Source organism: Atribacter laminatus, assembly GCF_015775515.1.
Lineage (GTDB): Bacteria > Atribacterota > Atribacteria > Atribacterales > Atribacteraceae > Atribacter > Atribacter laminatus.
This window is the reverse complement of record NZ_CP065383.1, coordinates 559,336-578,950: the sequence shown is the minus strand read 5'-3', so window position 1 is coordinate 578,950 and position 19,615 is coordinate 559,336. Positions and strand designations below refer to the sequence as shown.

17 protein-coding genes are annotated in these 19,615 nt (G+C 38.4%); all 17 read left to right on the top strand.

The annotated features are described in order from the left end of the window. The first annotated feature begins 191 nt into the window (after positions 1–191). The 17 genes from RT761_RS02835 (at position 192) to csaB (ending at position 19,608) form a co-directional block, all read left to right on the top strand. Positions 192–1,454: a dihydrolipoamide acetyltransferase family protein gene (locus RT761_RS02835; protein WP_218112574.1), complete on the top strand. Its 1,263-nt coding sequence runs from the start codon at positions 192–194 to the stop codon at positions 1,452–1,454. A 22-nt stretch (positions 1,455–1,476) separates the two neighbouring features. Beyond that, positions 1,477–3,006, top strand: coding sequence for a xylulokinase (gene xylB, locus RT761_RS02830; RefSeq protein ID WP_218112573.1), 1,530 nt, complete (start codon positions 1,477–1,479; stop codon positions 3,004–3,006). Positions 3,007–3,228: 222 nt separating this feature from the next. Beyond that, on the top strand, positions 3,229–4,221 hold the full coding sequence (locus RT761_RS02825; protein ID WP_343073757.1) for a carbohydrate kinase family protein: 993 nt from the start codon (positions 3,229–3,231) through the stop codon (positions 4,219–4,221). Continuing rightward, a complete protein-coding gene (locus RT761_RS02820) occupies positions 4,218–5,171 on the top strand; it encodes a 1-phosphofructokinase family hexose kinase (protein WP_218112571.1) in 954 nt (317 codons plus the stop codon). Before RT761_RS02825 ends, RT761_RS02820 begins: the two co-directional genes overlap by 4 nt. A 5-nt stretch (positions 5,172–5,176) precedes the next feature. Next, entirely contained in the window at positions 5,177–5,725 is a 549-nt protein-coding gene (gene hpf / locus RT761_RS02815; protein WP_218112570.1) for a ribosome hibernation-promoting factor, HPF/YfiA family, read from the top strand. 99 nt (positions 5,726–5,824) lie between these two features. Then, positions 5,825–6,511, top strand: a complete 687-nt coding sequence (locus RT761_RS02810; RefSeq protein ID WP_218112569.1) for a hypothetical protein — start codon at positions 5,825–5,827, stop codon at positions 6,509–6,511. 332 nt (positions 6,512–6,843) lie between these two features. After that, entirely contained in the window at positions 6,844–8,094 is a 1,251-nt protein-coding gene (locus RT761_RS02805; RefSeq protein WP_218112568.1) for an HD-GYP domain-containing protein, read from the top strand. After that, positions 8,084–8,620, top strand: coding sequence for a DUF5317 family protein (locus tag RT761_RS02800; RefSeq protein ID WP_218112567.1), 537 nt, complete (start codon positions 8,084–8,086; stop codon positions 8,618–8,620). Before RT761_RS02805 ends, RT761_RS02800 begins: the two co-directional genes overlap by 11 nt. A gap of 296 nt (positions 8,621–8,916) precedes the next feature. Continuing rightward, positions 8,917–11,586: a preprotein translocase subunit SecA gene (gene secA, locus RT761_RS02795; RefSeq protein WP_218112566.1), complete on the top strand. Its 2,670-nt coding sequence runs from the start codon at positions 8,917–8,919 to the stop codon at positions 11,584–11,586. Positions 11,587–11,781: 195 nt separating this feature from the next. Further along, a protein-coding gene (gene prfB, locus RT761_RS02790) for a peptide chain release factor 2 (RefSeq protein ID WP_425491250.1) occupies positions 11,782–12,880 on the top strand; the annotation gives its coding sequence in 2 pieces (ribosomal slippage) (positions 11,782–11,850 and positions 11,852–12,880; 1,098 coding nt in all). Between the two features lie 11 nt (positions 12,881–12,891). Continuing rightward, on the top strand, positions 12,892–13,785 hold the full coding sequence (locus RT761_RS02785; RefSeq protein WP_218112565.1) for a hypothetical protein: 894 nt from the start codon (positions 12,892–12,894) through the stop codon (positions 13,783–13,785). Between the two features lie 80 nt (positions 13,786–13,865). Further along, complete coding sequence (locus RT761_RS02780; RefSeq protein WP_218112564.1) at positions 13,866–15,425, top strand: acyl-CoA carboxylase subunit beta; 1,560 nt, start codon at positions 13,866–13,868, stop codon at positions 15,423–15,425. Beyond that, entirely contained in the window at positions 15,406–15,609 is a 204-nt protein-coding gene (locus RT761_RS02775) for a hypothetical protein (RefSeq protein ID WP_218112563.1), read from the top strand. Before RT761_RS02780 ends, RT761_RS02775 begins: the two co-directional genes overlap by 20 nt. 186 nt (positions 15,610–15,795) lie before the next feature. Continuing rightward, on the top strand, positions 15,796–15,951 hold the full coding sequence (locus RT761_RS02770) for a hypothetical protein (RefSeq protein WP_218112562.1): 156 nt from the start codon (positions 15,796–15,798) through the stop codon (positions 15,949–15,951). A 305-nt stretch (positions 15,952–16,256) separates the two neighbouring features. Further along, positions 16,257–16,640 (top strand): biotin/lipoyl-containing protein, encoded by a 384-nt coding sequence (locus RT761_RS02765; protein WP_218112561.1) that lies wholly within the window; start codon positions 16,257–16,259, stop codon positions 16,638–16,640. After that, positions 16,637–18,520 (top strand): DUF5693 family protein, encoded by a 1,884-nt coding sequence (locus RT761_RS02760; protein ID WP_218112560.1) that lies wholly within the window; start codon positions 16,637–16,639, stop codon positions 18,518–18,520. Before RT761_RS02765 ends, RT761_RS02760 begins: the two co-directional genes overlap by 4 nt. Positions 18,521–18,531: 11 nt before the next feature. Further along, complete coding sequence (gene csaB / locus RT761_RS02755; protein ID WP_218112559.1) at positions 18,532–19,608, top strand: polysaccharide pyruvyl transferase CsaB; 1,077 nt, start codon at positions 18,532–18,534, stop codon at positions 19,606–19,608. The last annotated feature ends 7 nt before the right edge of the window (positions 19,609–19,615 follow it).

Sequence of the window (19,615 nt, the reverse complement as noted above, 5' to 3'; positions counted from 1 at the left end):
ATCAAGAGCGGCAAGACGAAATAGGAAATTCGCATAAGAGAAGATCTTTTTACCCAGGATTATCGATTAAATACTTATTTCTTCATGTCAAGATAATATACAATTATCCTTAAGAGATAAATAGAGTTATTTTGTGTTGGTTTTTGGTGGAATTAACGAATCTTTTTTTAAACGAAAAGGAGAGATTGTCGATGGCGGAAAAAATAATTATGCCCAAATTGGGCTTAACCATGGAAGAGGGAATTATTAACAAGTGGCTGGTTAAAGAGGGAGATCAGGTTGAGAAGGGTGACGCCCTATTTGAAGTCGCAACTGATAAAGTGAATATGGAAGTTGAATCAACTGCGAACGGAGTTGTTTTAAAGATTATAGCTGGTGAAGGAGAAACCATTCCAATTACTCAAACAGTCGCTTATGTCGGAAAGCCAGGGGAAGTTATAGAAGAAAAAGAAGAGGTTGTCCCAACTCCCCAGGAAACCAAAAAGGAATCGGTAACAGTGCCAACAGAAGAAACGAAAGCCACCGCAGACACCGAAGCTGCAAAAGAACGGATTAAAGCCTCACCTCTTGCTCGTCGATTAGCGGATGAGTATGGTCTTGATCTATCAAAGATAGAAGGCACTGGTCCTGGTGGAAGAATCGTTAAAGAGGACATTGAAAATGCCTATCAGCAAAAGAAAACCGTTACTCCTCAAAAAGCAGAAATACTAAAAACTGAGCCTGCTATCAAGACAAAAGGAACGGTAACACCAAGCGAAGAGTTGCCGAAAGAAATTATTCCTTTATCCCGTATGAGAAAAATTATTGCGGAAAGAATGCATAGTAGTATGATAAATAAACCTCATTTTTACTTACAAATGGAAGTTTTAGCTGATGAATTGGTTAAATTAAGAGGAAGGATGTTGCCTCTTATTGAAAAAACCACCGGACTTCGAATCTCCTACAATGATATTTTGATAAAAATTATTGCCCAGAGTTTAGAGAAATTTCCAACCATCAATGCTTACTTTCTCGATAATGGAATCCAGATGAACTCAGCTATCAATATTGGAGTAGCCGTAGCTTTGGAGGATGGTTTGATCGTTCCAGTAGTTAAAAATGCCAACTTGAAGGGGCTATCACAAATTGTAGTTGAGACTAATGATTTATCAAAAAGAGCTCGTGAATCAAAGTTACTCCCCGAAGAAATAACCGGAGGTACCTTTACAATATCAAATTTGGGTATGTATGGAGTTGATTCATTTAATGCTATTATTAACGCACCGGAATCGGCTATTTTAGCCTGTGGTGCAATTAAAAAGCGTCCCTATGTTGATGGAGAGAATATTATAGTAGCTTCTTTGATGAACTTAACTTTATCTGGAGATCACCGGATCGTAGATGGGGCGGTCGCAGCCCAGTTTATGCAATATTTAAAAAATCTCATTGAAGAACCTTTAGGATTAATCGTATAAATAAAAAAAGGAGGGTCAGTCAGTGGATTATTTTCTGGGAATTGATGTCGGGACAACCGGATGTAAAGCAATTTTAATTGACGAAAATGGTGAGCTCATTGCAAAGGGTGTAGAAGAATACCCCCTTTATACTCCACGTCCCAACTGGGCGGAGCAAGATCCTTCTGATTGGTGGCAGGGAACCCAACAAGCTATCAAAAAAACCCTTGATTCGGTTTCCATTGATCGAAAGGCTATTGTTGGTATTGGTTTGACTGGTCAGATGCATGGGTCAGTTTTCCTCGATAACAAAGGAGAAGTAATTCGTCCAGCTATACTTTGGTGTGATCAAAGAACCGCTAAGGAATGTGAAGAAATAACTCAAATCGTTGGTCGAGAAAAAATAATGCGGATCAACGGGAATCCGGTTTTAGCTGGTTTTACGGCGCCTAAAATTTATTGGTTGAAAAATAACGAGCCAGGACATTATAAACGTATTGATAAAATTTTGCTTCCCAAAGACTATATACGATTTTGTCTGACCGGAGAATTCGCAACTGATGTATCTGATGCATCAGGCACTTCGTTATTCGATGTGCCTCGTCGACAATGGTCAGATGAAATCATTGCTGACCTCAAGCTCGATCGAAATTGGTTTCCAGAATGTTATGAGTCGCCGGAAATAACCGGTTATTTAAAAAAAGAGATTACTCAATTATTTGGAATGAATGACCAAGTCATTGTTGTTGCCGGGGGAGGGGATAATGCAGCTGGAGCTATAGGAACTGGTATTGTCAAGTCCGGCTTAGTATCCGCGAGTATTGGTACTTCAGGTGTGGTTTTTGCTTTTAGTGATGAAGTTAAAATTGATATGAAAGGTCGTGTTCACACCTTTTGTCATGCGGTTCCGGGTAAATGGCACGTTATGGGTGTTATGTTGGCGGCTGGCGGATCTTTTCGTTGGCTTCGTGATGTTCTTGGAACCGAGGAAAAAAACCTAGCAGCATTACTCGAAAAAGATGCCTATGAGATTTTAACCGAAGAGGCAGCTCAGGTTGAACCGGGTGGTGAAGGTCTGGTTTTTTTACCCTATCTAACCGGCGAAAGAACACCCCATGCCGATCCCTATGCTCGGGGAGTGTTTTTTGGTTTAACCCTGAAACATCGAAAGAATGAGATGGTGCGGGCAGTTATGGAAGGCGTTACCTTTGGTATGAGAGATTCCTTTGAGATCATTCGGGAAATGGGCATTCCTATCGAGGAATTCATGGCCATTGGCGGGGGTGCCAAAAGCCCCTTATGGAGAAAAATTCAAGCTGACATATATCAAGTTCCTTTATATCAAGTTCAAATTGATGAAGGACCTGCATTCGGTGCAGCTTTATTGGCTGCGGTCGGAAAGGGAGTTTTTTCTAATGTTGAACAAGCTTGCCAAAAGGCCGTGAAAGTGACGGATAAAGTCTACCCTGATTCCCAAAAAGGGATTCGATATAATGAAATATATCAAATATATAAAGACTTGTATCCAGCTTTAAAGCCATTCTACAAGCGGATTTCCGATATTTCTTGGTAATCCAGATTAAAAGAACAAGATGGATTGATGTTCATGCCCTATATTGAGTCTTTTGACAATGAAAAATCTTTCCCCTCCTCATTCTGACCATTCCATCTGATGGTGGACCGAGGGGGGAATTTTTTAATTGTTGAAAAATTCCTTATTTTTCTTGTGGAACATTAAAGGTTAAAGAGAGACATAGATACCAATATCCATCACTGATCACTGTCACCATAGGAGGTGAGGCAATTGGATAAAAAAGCCATTTGTTTAGGGGAACTCTTAATTGATTTTGTTTCTACCTTAAATGGTGTAACCTTAAGGGATGCACCAGGTTTTGAAAAAGCACCAGGGGGTGCCCCTGCTAATGTGGCAGTGGGTTTATCAAAATTAGGCATTGAAACCTATTTTATTGGAAAAATTGGTAAAGATGCCTTTGGCGATTTTTTAAGAATGACTTTAGATAAAAATGGCGTGAAAACCGATTATTTAACTTCAACGACTAAGGCGAAAACGACTTTAGCCTTTGTTTCTTTAACTGAAGAGGGTGAAAGGGATTTTGTTTTTTACCGAGACCCAGGGGCAGACATGCTTTTGGATCAGTCGGATATTATAGATTCGATTTTTTCTGGAAGCGGTGTTTTTCATTTTGGATCAATTACCATGACTCATGAACCATCCAATAGTGCGACTTTTAAAGCTATTCAATTAGCTCGTAAATACGGATATTTAGTATCTTTTGATCCGAATTTACGGCCAGCCTTATGGAAAACATTGGATGAAGCCCGGGAAAAAATGCGGCTTGGTATAGAACTATCTGATGTTGTAAAATTGAACGAAGAAGAAGCGATGTTTATTGCTGAAGCCAATACTATTGAAGAAGCTATTCAATATTTACAACGTAGCTATAATCTAGCACTGGTAATTATAACCTTGGGGAAAGAAGGTTCTATTCTTATTCACCAAGAGAAATCACTTCGCGTAGAAGGCTTTCCGGTTCATGCTGTTGATACTACTGGAGCTGGAGATGGCTTTGTAGCCGGATTGATCAGTTCTCTTTATATGTTTTGGAATGACCTGAGAGAAAGGAAACCCATTCCTGATGATACGCTTCGTTATGCAGGTCGTCGTGCCAATGCTGTAGGAGCTCTAACGACTTTGAAAAAGGGAGCAATTCCAGCTCTTCCAACTCAAGAAGAAGTTGAAATTTTTATTGAGGAGAATCCTTTGTGATTTTGGTGGTTTGTGCCAATCCAGCCCTTGATCGACTACTCGTTTTAACCGAACTCAATTTAGATGGAGTGAATCGAGCTTCCCAGGTTGAAGTAACGGTTGCTGGAAAGGGAATTAATGTTGCTCGAGCAATACGGACAATGGGTTTTGATAGCCATCTCTATCTATTTCTTGGCGGTGATAATGGAATCAAAGTAGCGAACGGTTTATCCAAAGAGTATCTTCCTTTTGATGCTTGGCCAACTCTTGGAGAAACTCGTCTAACCACAGTTATTCACGAAGAAAAAATGAATCGACATACGGTTGTTAACGAGATTGGCCCTCTGGTTCCTTTTGGTTCATCACTCACTTTAATCCATAGCATTGAAAAACAACTCAAGCCGGATGATTATCTCATCTTATCTGGTTCACTCCCAAGAGGAGTAAGAAGAGATTTCTATTCGGCTCTCATCTATATTGCCCAGCAAAAAAAAGCTTATTCGGTTCTTGATAGCTCTGGTTTGCCTTTTTCTTTAGCTCTCAATTCAATTCCTTTTTTAATTAAACCTAATGTAAAGGAAGCCGAAGAAGCATTAGGATTTGCTATTCTATCATTGGATGATAAAATAAAAGCAGTACATTGTTTCCAAAAACTGAAGATTCCCTTAATTATTTTATCCGACGGGCCAAAAGGATTAGTAGTTGGATATCATGATGAAGTTTTTATTGTAAAAGCCGATAATACTTTAAGGGGTGGAGGATTTTCTATTGGATCGGGAGATACCTTAGTTGGAGGAGTCGTAGCTCAACTTTCTCAACAAGCTGATGTACAGGATGCCATTCTATTTGGAACCGCCTGCGGGCTTGCCAATACCTTTTGTTCAGGAGCGGGGGTGTTTAACCTGGATATGGCACACCAGTTTATGGAGCACATTTTCATTGAAAAATATTACTCATCTAAAAGGAGGTAGCTGCGATGGAAGTGGTGGTTCGAGGAAAAAATATCGGTGTCGACGACCTCATGAGAGATTATGTGACCAAAAAGTTGTCAAAACTTGATAAGTTTTTCCATAAGCTTATCGATGCAACTGTTGTTTTCAGTTTGGTACGAGGACGAATTAAAAGTGAAGTTACTATGACAGCAAGTGGGATTGTTCTTCGAGCCGAAGGAGAAGGTCCCGATTGGAGGACATCTTTCGAAACTGTCGATGATAAATTGGAAAGACAGGTAAAACGTTATAAAGAAAAATTGGCTCGCCGAGGTGCTTTGAAATCAGGAGAAGCTCTTTCGGCTATCGAAATCAATGAGATTCTTCCTCAAATTGAGAGCGAAGAAAAAATTCCTGGCAAGTTGGTGCGTACTAAAGAATTTATACTTCGTCCTATGACAGTTGAAGATGCCATTTTACAAATGGAACTTCTCAGCCATTCTTTTTTCGTGTATAAAGATATGGATAATAATAAAGTTCAAATTCTCTATAAAAGAAATGATGGAGACTACGGCTTAATTGATCCTGTGTATTAACTTTTAATTGTTAAAATATAAGCCAGGGAAATTTATCAATTATTGGAAAACATTATTGATGAAAAAGTATAAAAAAGACAATTTTTAGGTGGGGAAATTATGAACGAACGTGTTGATTTTAAAACTATAGAGGACTCGATAAGTTGTATTGACGGTATTATAAATGTAAAAATTGTTGGAGAAGGCTCAAATATTACTGAGGTTCATGTTTTATCCAATCGGAGCAAAGGGCCTAAATTATTAGTTAGAGATATTGAGACCCTTATAAAGGCTCGCTTTGGTATTGAAATTGATCATAAAAAAATCAGTGTTGTGAGTTTCGACTTAGAAGAACCGTCTCACGAAACGGCGGTAACCCAAGAACGACCTATTTTATGGGGGGTTGGATGGAAAAAAACCGGTGATAATTTTCAGGCGGATGTAGAAATCAAACTCGTTGACAAGGTTTATCATTCCTGTCTGACTAGCAAAGCCTGGGACCAGAGAGAGCGGTGTTCGTTAGTTGCCCAAGCAGTTATAGATTGTATAAATCAAATTGTTGCAACCCCATTGTTTTGCATACGTGGAGTTACAGTTCATAATTATTGTGAATTTGATGTGGCGGTTTGTCTGGTTGATTATCGAAACTGTGAAAAAACCGAAGGGACCTTGATAGGTACAGCTTTACTTCGAGATGAAATCTATGAAACCGTTGCACGATCAGCGTTGGATGCCGTAAATAGGAAGGTGAATTATTATCATTCCTTCCATCAAGAAAATTTAGAAAAAAACGTTTCTGAGCATTAAAAAGGAGTGATTATAAGCAAAAATAGTTTTCAATGCAATCCAAAAAGAAAGAAACGCTGATAGCCGATTTTGTATCAGTCCATATGTTCTGGATATAGAACTATAAGGAGAAGAAAAGGCGGCCAGGAGTCAATAGAGAGCGGAGCGGCCTTCCCATCTTTAAATAGCGAAGAAAGATGGAGAATGATCGCAGGGAGGGCTTGTGAATGAAGAAACTGTTGAGCATTCTTCTTGGCCTTTTGGCCATTGTGTTAGCCAGTGGTGCTGGCTTCCATTGGAGATAAGCTGAAGTTGCATTAGAAATGCCCTGGCCGTCTTTTTTAAAATTTTGAATGAAGTCCGATAAAAAGAAGCAACTATTAAATTTATATATTTATTCAGTTATTATTTGTGGTATTGCATTATTTTTATACTCACTTTTAACCACTAATTTTAGTCATTTTCCTCTTGCTAAGATCATCACCTTCCTGGTATTAATAATAGTTACCGAAGCTTTACCGATTCATCTTTCTCCCCATACATCAATATCGGTTAGTTTCGCTATAATTTATGCTTTTATTTTACTAACCAACCCTTATTTGGTAATGATTGTTACCTTTATTGGAAATGTTATCATTTATATGAAAACAGGTTGGCAAAAAAGTCTCTTTAATGGAGCTCAATTTGCTATATCAGCTTTTCTTTCTGGGTATGTTTTTCAACTCCTTGGGGGTTATTCTTATACTTGGAATCAGCTTACTTTTTATATAGCCATTGTCATTTCCATATTAGTTTTTTTCCTAAGCAATGCTTTCTTGGTCGTCATGGTCATTTCTTTAAGTACTGGCATACCGATTCCGGTTTTATGGAAAAAAGATGTCAATGGAATCCTCCTACAGTATTTTGGACTTTTCCCTTATTCGCTGTTGCTTTACTTGATATATTTACGAATTGGTTACGTGGGATTATTTTTATTCTTATTTCCTCTGATGATAGCTAGATACTCATTTAAACTTTATGTTGAAACCAAAAAAGTCCATCTTGAATTATTACGGGCTCTCACTGCAGCGCTGGATGCTAAGGATCCATACACTCAAGGTCATTCTGATCGAGTAGCAAAAGTTTCACTGGCGATTGCTGAAAAACTAAATCTATCGGATAAAAAGCGTGAAACGATTGAATACGCAGCCTTGCTTCATGATGTTGGGAAAATTGGAATTGAAGACGCAATTTTAAGAAAGCCTGGTCCTCTTACTGAAGGAGAGTATATCATTGTTAAACAGCATCCGGTTATAGGTTTTGATATAGTTTCCAAAGTCGACTTTTTAAAGGAGATCGCCGGTTTAATTCGATCTCACCATGAGAGATGTAATGGAAGTGGCTATCCCGATGGAAAGAAGCAGACTGACCTTCCTATTGAATCTCTTATATTGGCTGTGGCTGATGTTTTTGAAGCTTTAACTTCCGACCGGCCCTATCGTAAAGCGTATTCAGTAGAAGAAGCCTTAACTATCATGGAAAATGAAGGAAACCAGTATTATGATATGAAGGTCATAAATGCTCTAAAAGAGATTTTGCAGGAGGGCTTTGAAGTTGCTGGCTGATTTTGTTTTAATTGGTATCATCGTAGGTTTTATCAGTCATGGAAACTTCCGTAATCTAAAGCAAGCCAACATTCCTTATTTATGGCTTATTGTATTGGGCTTTGTTGTGAAGTTTATTGGCCCGTATTTCTCCGAATCATCTTTTCAATGGTTCAATATTATTGGTATGATTATTGTTTTTATTGGGACCCTTTTTAGTTATAAATCTTATGGAATGAAAATTGTCTCAGTTGGGGCATTTCTCAATATCCTGGTTATTGTTTTTAATCGAGGGATGATGCCGGTTTGGCTTCCAATGGTTCAAAGACTTCAACTCAATGATTTAGCAGCTCATTTAGAAAGTGGCCTTTATCTCGATTATACTCTCCTCAAAGCGTCTACCCGACTTCCTTTTTTGGGTGATACTCTTCCCTATTATTCGATTATCATGCGCCGCCCTTTTGTAATCAGTATTGGTGATTATTTATTAGGCATTGGTTTAATAGCTTTCATCATATTTTATATGAGAAAGGAATATCCCAGTTAACTCTCCAATCCTGAAAATCCATCTACGAGCTCGATAAATTAAGTCCTTACAAAAGTTTTTTAAAATAGCCTTGCTACGATACCTAACTTTTTTAATAAAGACTTCATTAAAAAACCTTAATTCATTTCTTATGCTATCAAGTCGCATGGTGGGCTATACTCAGAGAATGAACTCTAGAAGACCTAAGGGGGTATGATATAATGATTTCGCCTTCGTATGATTATCAGGAGATCTGAAAAAGAGGGTTTTCATTTCGGCCAACTTACGATCTTTTTAAATTGGCAAGGAGGCATTCAATGTTTGGTTTGATCAAAGAATATTTTGGGAAAATATCTCAAGATCGATTTCTTAAAGAAGTGACTGAGCGCTTTGTTGATCCAGTTAATTCTTTTGAAAAGGAAATATCGCGCCTCAGCGATAAAGAGCTTGCCGATAAGACTCCTTATTTTAAAAATCGTTTAGAAAATGGAGAAAACTTAGACGATATCTTAGTTGAGGCCTTTGCGGTGGCGAGGGAAGCAGCTCGTCGAGTTACCGGTATGAGACCATTTGATGTTCAAATTATCGGGGGAGTCGTATTACATGAAGGAAAAATTGCTGAAATGCAAACTGGTGAGGGTAAAACATTAGTTGCTACGATGCCTGCCTATTTGAATGCTCTGACTGGTAAGGGAGTTCATATCGTAACGGTAAATGATTATTTGGCCCGTCGTGACCGATATTGGATGGGACCAATTTTTGAATTTCTTGGCTTAACAGTTGGTTTAATTCAACATGCCTCAACTTTTGAGGAGAGAAAAAAAGCATATCACGGTGACATTACGTATGGAACCAATACTGAATACGGGTTCGATTATCTCCGTGATAACATGGCACATCGTCGGGAAGATATAGTACAAGGAGAGCTCAATTATGCAATCATCGATGAAGTAGATAGCATTTTAATTGATGAAGCCCGGACACCTCTCATCATTTCCGGACCAGCAGAGGATTCGACCGAAATATATTATAAAATTGATCGAGTATCACGAAAGCTTTCCCACTCGGTTGACTTTGACTTTGAAGAAAAAACTCGATCCATTTGGTTGACCGAAGAAGGAATCAGCAAAGTAGAGAAGCTTCTTCATGTTGACAACCTCTATGATACTGCGGGGAAAGACTCAATTGAACAGCGAGTTCGACAGTCCTTAAGGGCTCACCATCTTTATAAAAAAGATGTAGATTATGTTGTGAGAAACGGTGAAGTGATTATTGTTGATGAATTTACCGGACGGCTTATGGAGGGTCGGCGTTATAGCGATGGTCTCCATCAAGCAATAGAAGCGAAAGAAAATGTACAAGTAGCAAATGAAAACCAAACACTCGCCTCGGTAACCTACCAAAATTATTTTCGTATGTATGACAAGATTTGCGGAATGACTGGAACAGCAAAGACCGAGGAAGATGAATTCGTTTATACCTATGGTATGCCAGTTGTAGTTATTCCTACCAATATGCCTCTTAAACGGACCAATTACCCGGATGTAATATATCGTACTGAAAAAGAGAAGTTTGAAGCCGTGGTTGAAGAGATTGAAAAATGGCATCAAGAAGGACGTCCGATGTTGGTCGGAACCATATCTATAGAAAAATCTGAAAAATTAAGTCGAATGTTGGAAAAAAAGAAAATTCCTCATCAGGTATTAAATGCGAAAAATCATGAAAGAGAAGCAGCAATAATTGCTCAGGCTGGAAGAAAAGGGGCAGTAACCATTTCAACCAACATGGCGGGGAGAGGGACTGATATTATTCTAGGTGGTAATCCCGAATATCTAGCTCGAGAAGAGTTAACTAGCCAAGGGCACAGTCTGGAATTTGATCTCAATCCTGACCAACAGAATCAGCTTCAACAACTTGTTCAAAAATTCCAAAAAATTGCCGGAGAAGAACATACTTTTGTGGTTGAAAAAGGAGGATTGCACGTCATTGGTACTGAACGTCATGAAAGTCGGCGCATTGACAATCAATTACGCGGACGAGCGGGTCGACAAGGAGATCCAGGTTCGTCACGTTTTTTTCTTTCCATGGAAGACGATCTTTTAAGACTTTTTGGTTCTGAAAGAATATCTGGCATTATGGATAAATTTGGTGTTGAGGAAGGAGTTCCCATTGAACATGGGTTAGTCACTCGGGCGATTGAAGGAGCTCAAAAGAAAGTAGAGGGGTATCATTTTAATATCCGAAAAACTCTTCTGCAATATGATGATGTCATGAATAAACAAAGAGAGGTCATTTATAATCAAAGACGAACTCTCTTAACCGAAGATAATCTGCGTCCGTTAATTTTTGAGATGTTAAATGACGTGGTTCACGAATGTGTGAGAACTTATGCTTTAGAAAAAACCTATCCTGAGGAATGGGATTGGGATGGTTTTGATCACCGTCTTTTTGACCTTTTTGGTTTTGGTCATGGAATTCCCGTGGAACAACGTTCCCAAGCCAAGCCAGAAGAATTAGAAAAAATAATAATTGCTCGTTATAAAGAGATTTATGAGCAAAAAGTAAGTGAGGTAAATGATAAGGTATTTCGTGAAGTGGAAAGATTTGTTGGCTTACGAGTAGTAGATGGATATTGGAAAGAACAATTACATAATATGGACCATCTTCGGGAGGGTATTGGGCTTCGAGCGGTTGGTCAAAAAGACCCATTTGTTGAATATCAAATCGAAGCTTTTGATATGTTTCATGATATGATTGCGCAGATCCGAGAGGATATTGTCAAATATCTTTTACGGATTCGACTGGTACCTGAAGGAGGGAAACCAGCTGCTTCCCATCGTCCGGTTCAACCTTCAACGGTTCGGACTAATCAGGCTCCATCTTCGGAAAACCGGAAAACAGAAGTTACAAAAAAGGGAAAAATTGGTCGCAATGATCCCTGCCCTTGTGGGAGTGGAAAAAAGTATAAGTACTGCTGTGGAAAATAAACTTGGTTGTTCAAGAATATTTTGAAACAATTTTTGCTTATTCTGTCTTGTAAATGGAGTGATGGTTGGAAAGCAAACAGGAATCAGAAGACAAAAAGTCTTATTTGGTTTATATTTACTAAAAGGGAATTAAAGAAGGATTTTTTCCCTAAAAGAAAAATTAAGATTCGATAATTTTTTAGGAGGTTTTAGATAATGGCGATTGACATTTCTGTTGAATTCAGTACTATTCGACACAAGCTTAACGAAATAGGAGAATATCTTTGAAGAAGAACAAATACAATTAAAAGTTAAACAAATTGAGAAAAAAATGACTTCCCCTGATTTTTGGAGTAACACCCAAAACGAAAGGGAATTACAAGATTATAAAAAATATAAAAGTATAATAGAGGAATACGAAAGCTTGAAAAATGAATATCAGCAGACAGTTGAGCTCCAAGAGATTCTCACTCCTGATGATGAGGAGTATTCCGATCTTGAAAAAGATATCCATGACCTTTCGGAAAAAGTTGAAGATCTGGATATCCGATTATTGTTCCGAAATCAAGAAGACCAAAGCAATTCGATTATAACTATTCATTCGGGAGCTGGCGGAACCGAATCTCAAGATTGGGTTCAGATGTTGTTTCGAATGTACAGTCGTTTCTGTGAAAGAAAAAAATTTGATGTAAACGTGACCGATGTTTTAGAGGGAGAAGAGGTTGGCTTAAAACACATTACTTTTTTAGTGCAGGGCCAATATGCTTACGGTTACCTTAAATCAGAAAGTGGGATCCATCGGCTGGTGAGGATTTCTCCCTTTGATGCCAACCGAAGGCGTCATACAACTTTTGCCTTGGTGGATGTTATTCCCGAGGTAAGTGAAGAAATTGACATCGAAATTAACCCACAGGATTTAAGAATTGAGACTTTCCGAGCTGGAGGTCGTGGTGGGCAGCATGTGAATACAACCGATTCGGCGGTGAGAATAGTTCATCTTCCCAGTGGTTTGATTGTTCAATGCCAGAATGAACGATCACAGCATCAAAATAAAGCGGTTGCGATGAGGATTTTACGAGCTAGACTTTATGAACTCATGAAAAAAGAGCATGACGAGAAAATTTTGGAAATGAAGGGCGAGCAAAAGGAAATAGCTTGGGGGAATCAAATTCGGAGTTATGTCTTCCAGCCCTATAGTATGATTAAAGACCATCGGACTAACTATGAAGTTGGTAATGTTCAAAGAGTTATGGATGGAGAAATTGATGATTTTATCGATGCTTATCTTCGAATGGATTGGCAAGGACAGGTTTAGGTGTAAATATCATGAAAGTTTACGCTTTGGTAGGTCCAACCGGAACAGGTAAAAGCTATCGAGCTCCTCATATCGCTCAGAGATATGGGATTGACTGCATTATTGACGATGGATTATTAATTTCTCAGGGGAGCATTATCGCTGGAAAATCCTCCAAAGCAGAGGTAAGTAAAATTAAAGCAGCAAAAATTGCGGTTTTTTATTTTACTGATCATCGGCAACAAATTATTGACGCCCTAAAAGAAATTCATCCCCCTAAAATAATGGTTTTAGGTATTTCTCTGGCTATGGTGGAAAAAATATGTGAGCGTTTGCAGCTTCCTAATCCATCTGAAGTTGTAATGATTGAAGACATAGCCAGTCCTGAAGAAATAGAAAATGCCCTTCAAGCTCGGATTGGAGAAGGGAAACATACCATTCCTGTTCCTTTGGTTGAACTTAAGAGAAATTTGTGGGGAAATATTGTTGATACTATTCCAGTGAAAGTTTGGGGTTGGTTTTATTCTTCAAAAGAAAAGACAGTGGTTCGGCCACCTTTCAGTTATTTAGGTAAGTTGATTGTTTCAGAAAGTGCTTTACGATCCATCATTTTAGTTCTTTTAACCAACCTCCCCTGGATTGAAAAAATTAATGATATTTTGTTACATAAAGTTGAGTCTCATGTTAATGTTAGGATAGGTTGTGTTTTTAAAAATTATTCTCAATTAGTCCAAATCTGTGCTTTTATACAGAGGTATTTAAAGGAGAAAGTAGAACATCTCAGTGGGGTTGAACTGATCGAAGTGAATATCGACATCGATCAAATCACTTTGGTTAAAAACGGAGATGTTGTTGTGAAACAGATAACGAAGGTTAAAAAGCCATCGCGGTCTGAGAAAGTAAGAATTGCTTCTTCTCGAAAATGAAGCTGATTCATTTCTAAAAATAAAAATGGGATTGGTTATAAAATTACTGAATTATTTAAAAAACTGGTAGGGTCAAATTTATGTCCAGAAAAAAAATGGAAGAACTCATTACCTCTCTAGAAAATAAAAAAGAAAAGATTCTTCTGGGTGGAGGGAAATCTGCAATTGATAAGCAGCACAAAAGTGGAAAACTAACTTCCCGAGAAAGGATTTTTCTTTTACTTGACGAAAATAGTTTTGAAGAAACCGATCTTTTTATCGAGCACCGTTCAACCCGTTTTGGTATGGATGAAAAAAAGCCACCAGCTGATGGCGTTGTAACTGGTTATGGAACTATCGATGGAAGGCCGGTATTTATATACTCCCAGGATTTTACCGTTATGGGTGGATCTTTAGGCGAAATGCATGCACAAAAAATATGTAAAATTATGGACATGGCATTGAAAGTCGGAGCCCCTATTATTGCAATTAATGATTCAGGAGGAGCTCGGATCCAAGAGGGTATTGACTCCCTATCCGGTTACGGTCAAATATTCTATAGGAATACTTTAAATTCGGGCATTGTTCCCCAAATAGCAATAATAGCTGGTCCTTGTGCAGGAGGGGCAGTATATTCTCCAGCTCTTATGGATTATATTTTTATGATTCAAGGGACAAGCAAGATGTTTGTAACCGGCCCTCAAGTTGTAAAAGCTGCAACCGGTGAAGAAGTCACTGCTGAAGAATTGGGTGGTGCCCATACTCATGCTACCAAAAGCGGGGTTGCTAGTTTCGTGTCCAGAAACGAAGAAGAGTGTTTCTTTGAAGTGAAAAAGCTCCTTTCATACCTTCCATCCAATAATGTCGAAGAGCCACCGGTTGGCGAGCGCCAAGACCCAGTTGATCGAAAAAATTCCTCCTTTTTGGATATTGTATCTACCAATCCCAATCGACCTTATAATGTTAAAAAAATCATTGAAGACTTAGTTGATCAAGATTCTTTTTTTGAAATCCAAAAAGATTTTGCAAAAAACTTAATCATTGGGTTTGCTCGAATGAATGGTCATACTGTGGGAATAGTAGCAAATCAACCCTATCATCTGGCTGGATGCTTGGATATCGATTCGGGCGACAAGGCGTCTCGGTTTATTCGATTTTGCGACGCTTTTAATATTCCTCTGGTTACCCTTGTCGATGTTCCGGGATTTTTACCGGGAAGTAATCAAGAGTTTGGAGGAATCATCCGACATGGAGCAAAGATTCTCTATGCATACTCAGAAGCCACCGTTCCAAAGATTACGGTAATAATGCGCAAGGCATATGGTGGTGCTTATTTAGCTATGTGTTGTCGCGATCTTGGAGCCGATTTGGTATTGGCCTGGCCTACTGCCGAAATTGCTGTAATGGGCGCCGAGGGGGCGGTTAATATCATCTTTCGAAAAGAGATAGAAGCAGCCTTAGATGCTCAAATTGAAAGAGAGAAATTGCTTGAGGAATACCGTCAGGAATTTTATAATCCCTATGAAGCTGCCAAAAGAGGGTATGTCGATCAAGTTATTGATCCTCAAGAAACTCGGCTAAAAGTTATTCGAGCTCTTGAAATTTTTTGGTCAAAAAGAATTACAGGAAAGGGAAAAAAACATGGGAATATCCCAGTTTAAGATTGAGCCCGACGTTAATCCTCAAATAATAGCCGCAGTGATAGCTGCGGTCCTCCAATATGAGCATGACGAACAACCGGGGGAAATAGTTGTGGAAAATAGCTATATCCAACAAAAAAATAAAGGGTGGAAGAGTTTGTGTCTGCAAGAAAATTGTTGGGGTTTATCGCGTTTTAGATATTAATTTCCATAGTCATGAAAGTACAATCTCAAAAATTAGAAAGAATGATTCCGTTATTTCTAATCGCTAAATAAGGATGAAAAACCAAGGATTCGACATGCCATGGTATGCCGCTAGCTTAATCGGGCGCAATAAAGACTAGAAGGGACGACTTTTTGGTTCCTTCTCCCTTGATGGGAGAAGGTGAGGATGAGGTTGAAAGTCCAGAATGAGATTACGGTTGGTTGCTATAAATACATGACTTATAAAAAACTTTCCGGTCTTTTCAGGATAGACCGTCATGCCACTTTCACAGCACCAGATGAAGATGAAAATATATACTCAGGAAACAATCTCCCTCTTTAGAAAAGGGGGTAAGGGGGATTTGAATTATTTCCTCCTGCTCTGTCATTGCGAGGAGCGCAGCGACGTGGCAATCTCATCCACCCGCCCCGTCATTGCGAGGAGCGCAGCGACGTGGCAATCTCATTTAGTATTTTTTAAAATAATGAAAAGATGAGGTCCTCACGGCTTCATATAACGAAGCCTCAGGATGACACCTGCGGTGTCAGAAAAGGTCTTCACGCCCTCAAAAAGAGAGGGCTCATATTAATCGTTCATGTCTTTTCAGGATAGAAGGTATTGTATTTCTAATGGGGAGGAGTTTCGGTATGCGTAAATTCAAAGTCCGGGTCAATGGTGAAGAGTTTGAAGTTGAAGTCTCTGAAGTTAATGAATCCAGGGAAGATGGGAAAATTCAAGTCGAAAAGATCAAAAGAATTCCTCGTGAAATTACTCCGACAAACGCTCCTATGCAAGTGACAACAGTTCTTAGAGCTCCCATGCCAGGAAGAGTTTTATCGGTGCAAGTAAAAAAAGGCGAACGAGTTTCTGGGGGGCATGTCGCTATAATTTTAGAAGCAATGAAAATGGAAAATGAAATTCAAATTGAAAATGAAGGGATTGTGACCCAAGTCTTTGTTGAAGAAAACGATACTGTTGACACCGGTGATCCATTATTAGAATGCGAGGAAAATCCGAGGGATATCTCATGAAATTTTCTAAACTATTTCTTCTTATAGCAATTATATCTGCTTTGCTTGGAGCGCTGATGGTACTCCCTACACGGTTAAAAAACGAAGCAGCCATGAAAGAAATCGAAGTTGTTTGCGATTGGCAGGATATTGAAGTCATATCACTCCGTTTAGGAAAATCAGTTGATGAAACCTTAGACGAGTTGAAACAAGCAGGGGTAAGCGTTATTGGTGTAAGCGATTATGATTTAAAAAATCTTCAGCAATTAGGAAAAGTACTACCAGTTGCTGTTGATCATGAATATCCATCTCTTCTTCGTTATTTTTATGTTTCTAATAATTCTTTAAAAGAATCGATTATCCACCAGTTAAGCATTTTAGGTCGCTCTCCGATCGAAATTTCCCCGAATATTATTGGCTTAAATATTTCCTATGAAGAAGAAGATAAGATAGGTTTGGGTTGGGATAATAACCTTGTGCAGCTTTTAAAAGATAAGGGATTTCGAATTATACTTCGTCCAAGAAACTGGCAAGGAATTACTCCAGAAATCTTAAAAAACCTTCTTTCTGATCCGATTTATGATCAAGCAGATGGTTTAATATTCTTTGGTGACCAAGTACTTGGAAACGGAAATTCAGAATCTTTGATGGAAATGGCCAACTTCCTTGAAAAGAAAAAGCTATTCTGGGGATACACAGAGTTCGTAGGACAAAAAGGAGAAACCATCCTTGCTCGTTTAGCTCCAGCTCAAACCATTCGAGTTCATAGTATTCCACCCGATGAAATAAAGAACTATACTCCTCTTGAGGCTCGAGAAAGATTTCTTCGAGCTGTAAAAGAACGGTCGGTCCGTCTTCTTTACGTGCGATTTTTTACCGAACCGTCAATAAACCTTTGGGAGAAAAATTATTCCTATCTCATTGCGTTATTTTCTGATATTGAATCCAGTGGATTTACCCGCGGAACGGTTTACCCCCTTATGCCTTTTGAACCTCCCTTGGTTGCCTCGGTATTATTTTCACTTTCGGTGGCAATAGCTATAGCGCTGCTCTATAGTTACTTTTTACCAGGAAAATGGATAATTTTCATTATAAGTTTATTTGTTTTATCGGGAACGCTTTTCCAGGATAATGCGTTGAATTTGAGAATCATTGGTGTTCTTTCTGGTATTGCTTATCCAAGTTTGGCTGTTTTTTCCCTGATTGATGGGTTTCGGTCAAAAAAGAATCCGTTGGTACCTATCCTTACTGCATTTTGTATGGTATTTGCCGGTGGGCTGGTGGTTTCCTGTGGTCTTTATCAATGGCTTTATGTTCTTCGGATTGAGCAATATTCAGGAGTAAAAACCTCATTGGTCATTCCTATAATTTTAGTTGCTCTTTATCTTTTTAAGTCGGGTTATCTGAATCGGAGTATTCATTCAGTGGTTTTGGGAACCTTAAAGCGCTATGAATTTGTTATTTTAATGATTCTTGCTGGAGGATTTGTAGTTTATTTAACCCGTTCAGGTAACTTTCCATTGCTTCCAGCCGGGATGTTAGAAAGTAAAATGAGGCTTTGGTTGGAAAGATTCCTTTTTATGAGACCTCGAACGAAAGAATTTATGATTGGTTACCCGGCTTTATGGATTCTTCTTTCCCTCCGCCGTTTTAATTATCAACCTCTTTTTAAGGTTGTGCTTTGGCTTGGGGTAACGATTGGCTTTATCACCTTCTTCAATTCTTTTTGCCATATCCATACCCCATTTCTTTTCATCCTTCTTCGATTCTTTAATGCCTTTATACTAAGCTTGGTAGTATTCATTTTCTACTATATTGTTGTCCGGATTGCCTATTGGATATGGAAATGGCTGAGTCAGTTTGGAGAGAATGATGCTTATAAAAAAAGAACAAATATATAAACCGCTTTAATATGAAAGATACTCAAAAAAAAATATTTTTACTCGGGTATTATGGTTTTGGTAATTGGGGAGACGAGCTTTCTCTTCGATCGATAATCAATGATTTGGAAGTTATTTCTAAAGCGACCCCTTATTCTTTTTATTACTTGGTTTTAACTCAGGATAGTCAATTTTCCCCTCGTTCCTTCTCCAATCTATTGGTCGTTTTCCGAAAAAAAATAATTACAGTTTTAAGAGAAATTGCCAGAAGTGATTATGTTGTCGTAGGGGGAGGGAGTCTTCTGCAAGATTCAACGAGTTTTCGATCTTTAATATATTATTCTTTTTTATTGGGTTGGGCGTTAATTTTTCGTCGTCCTCTTTTGTTTTATCGTTGTGGTTTAGGCCCTTTCCATAGAGCTTTAAGTCAGAAGATAGTGGCTTTTATTCTTAAAAGAATGAAATTATTTGTAGCCCGTGATCAAGAAAGTGCAGATTTGGTAAGAAGATTAAGTGGTTCCAGTAATAGAATAAAAATTGGAGTCGATCCGGTAGTCTCAATTGATGAAAATGTTTTAAATATGACTCATACCAAACCAACGGTAGGTTTTTTTGTTCGATACAGTAGTTTAGCTAACCAGGACCTATTGGTTAATGTTTTAAAATACCTCCAGGCAAGAATTCCAGAAAGGATTGAAATCGTTGCCTTTCATTATGAATATGATTATAAAATTGCTTCACAAATTGCCAATCAAGTTAATTGTCAATGGAAATATTTTCAATCAATTGAAGAAATCCAGCCTTATTTTCATCAACTCGCTGCGGTTTTCACCATGAGACTTCATCCGGCAATTTTAGCCACCATGATGGATGTTCCTTGGTATGCTTTGAATATTGATCCAAAGATTGAGTCCTTTGCCAATTGGTGGGGGAAGAGAAACTTGGTGTTATGGCAAGACCTCTCGGAAGAAACCTTTTTTAAATTATATATGCAATGCCAAGATATTTTTAAAAATAATATTGAAATCAAAAACCAGTTAAGACGACTTGATGATCAAAGCCGGATATGGCTGGGAGAAATATTAGAACAAATGGATAATGATAACTGAAAGGAAA

What these genes read in the sequence shown, in the direction of transcription:
- RT761_RS02835 (WP_218112574.1), top strand. Translation starts at nt 192, where the DNA reads ATGGCGGAAAAAATAATTATGCCCAAATTGGGCTTAACCATGGAAGAG.
- hpf (WP_218112570.1), top strand. Translation starts at nt 5,177, where the DNA reads ATGGAAGTGGTGGTTCGAGGAAAAAATATCGGTGTCGACGACCTCATG.
- RT761_RS02810 (WP_218112569.1), top strand. Translation starts at nt 5,825, where the DNA reads ATGAACGAACGTGTTGATTTTAAAACTATAGAGGACTCGATAAGTTGT.
- RT761_RS02805 (WP_218112568.1), top strand. Translation starts at nt 6,844, where the DNA reads ATGAAGTCCGATAAAAAGAAGCAACTATTAAATTTATATATTTATTCA.
- secA (WP_218112566.1), top strand. Translation starts at nt 8,917, where the DNA reads ATGTTTGGTTTGATCAAAGAATATTTTGGGAAAATATCTCAAGATCGA.
- RT761_RS02785 (WP_218112565.1), top strand. Translation starts at nt 12,892, where the DNA reads ATGAAAGTTTACGCTTTGGTAGGTCCAACCGGAACAGGTAAAAGCTAT.
- RT761_RS02780 (WP_218112564.1), top strand. Translation starts at nt 13,866, where the DNA reads ATGTCCAGAAAAAAAATGGAAGAACTCATTACCTCTCTAGAAAATAAA.
- RT761_RS02775 (WP_218112563.1), top strand. Translation starts at nt 15,406, where the DNA reads ATGGGAATATCCCAGTTTAAGATTGAGCCCGACGTTAATCCTCAAATA.
- RT761_RS02770 (WP_218112562.1), top strand. Translation starts at nt 15,796, where the DNA reads ATGAGGTTGAAAGTCCAGAATGAGATTACGGTTGGTTGCTATAAATAC.
- RT761_RS02765 (WP_218112561.1), top strand. Translation starts at nt 16,257, where the DNA reads ATGCGTAAATTCAAAGTCCGGGTCAATGGTGAAGAGTTTGAAGTTGAA.
- RT761_RS02760 (WP_218112560.1), top strand. Translation starts at nt 16,637, where the DNA reads ATGAAATTTTCTAAACTATTTCTTCTTATAGCAATTATATCTGCTTTG.
- csaB (WP_218112559.1), top strand. Translation starts at nt 18,532, where the DNA reads ATGAAAGATACTCAAAAAAAAATATTTTTACTCGGGTATTATGGTTTT.